The organism is Pseudomonas ceruminis, assembly GCF_021602025.1.
GTDB classification, from domain to species: Bacteria; Pseudomonadota; Gammaproteobacteria; order Pseudomonadales; family Pseudomonadaceae; genus Aquipseudomonas; species Aquipseudomonas ceruminis.
This window is the reverse complement of sequence record NZ_BQHW01000071.1, coordinates 1-1,091: the sequence shown is the minus strand read 5'-3', so window position 1 is coordinate 1,091 and position 1,091 is coordinate 1. Positions and strand designations below refer to the sequence as shown.

The following is a 1,091-nucleotide window of genomic DNA, read 5'->3' as shown; positions in this document are numbered from 1 at the left end:
GGCGGCCTCAGGTTCCAAGTGCAACAGTCAGTTGATAATGTTGAGCCGATTGGTTGCCAGCAGTTGCAGATGATCCGTCAACACTTCAACAGGGAATTTCCAGCCCAATGTCTGACGAGGTCGGGTGTTGAGCAAGTCGGCAATCTCGTCCAGCCGCTCCTGGCTAACCAGCGACAAATCGGTGCCCTTGGGTAAGTACTGCCGGAGCAGGCCGTTCGTGTTCTCGTTGCTGCCTCTTTGCCAAGGGCTGTGCGGGTCAGCGAAGTAGATCTTCATTCCCGTACGAGCTGTCAGCTCTTGATGCTTGGCCATCTCGCTGCCTTGGTCATGGGTCATGGTTTTCAGCAGCGCCGGTGCCATCCGCGAAAGTTCTCGCGTCATCCCCTCTAGCGCGGCGTCTGCGGTGGGCGCATCCAACTTGGCCAGGATCACGAAACGGCTCGTGCGCTCGACCATCGTCGCTACTGCCGAGCGATTGTTCGCGCCCATGATCAGGTCGCTTTCCCAATGACCTGGCACTTGTCGACCTTCGACCTCTTCAGGCCGGTAGCGAATATTCTGTTCAGCTGGATAGCGCTCGCGCCGAGCTGGCGCAGTGCTGCGAGTACGCCGCTTGCTGCCGCCCTGGCGCAGGTAACCAATGAGTTGACGCTTAAGCTCGCCGCGTGGGTATGCATAGATTGTCAGGTAGATCGTTTCGTGACTCACATGCCGCTCAGGATTATCAGGCCAGTAGTCCTTGAGTCTGGCGGCAATTTGCTGAGGAGACCAGCCCTTGGCTAACATGCTGTGTACGACCTGGAACAGTTCAGAACCAGGGGCAAGAAGCTTGCTGCGCCTCGGGACGTGTCTGAGGGCACGGGCTCGAGCACCGGCAGTGCTGGCGTCATAGTGCCCAGGCTGCGACTGGCGCCGCACCTCTCGACTCAGCGTGCTGGGTTGGCGCCCAAGAACTTGGGCGATGGCTCGCAGCGAGGCGCCTTGCATACGCATGATCATTAGCGTTACGCGCTCTTCGATGGTCAAGTGGGTGTAGTGAGTAGTCATGCAGCACCTTACCTCGGGTGTTGCACTTGGTCACTGAGACCGCC

General features: G+C 58.8%; 1 protein-coding gene. It reads right to left on the bottom strand.

What is annotated here, in order from left to right:
• Positions 1-27: 27 nt before the first annotated feature.
• On the bottom strand, positions 28-1,047 hold the full coding sequence (locus L6D80_RS29830) for an IS30 family transposase (protein WP_010792770.1): 1,020 nt from the start codon (positions 1,045-1,047) through the stop codon (positions 28-30).
• Positions 1,048-1,091 lie beyond the last annotated feature (44 nt).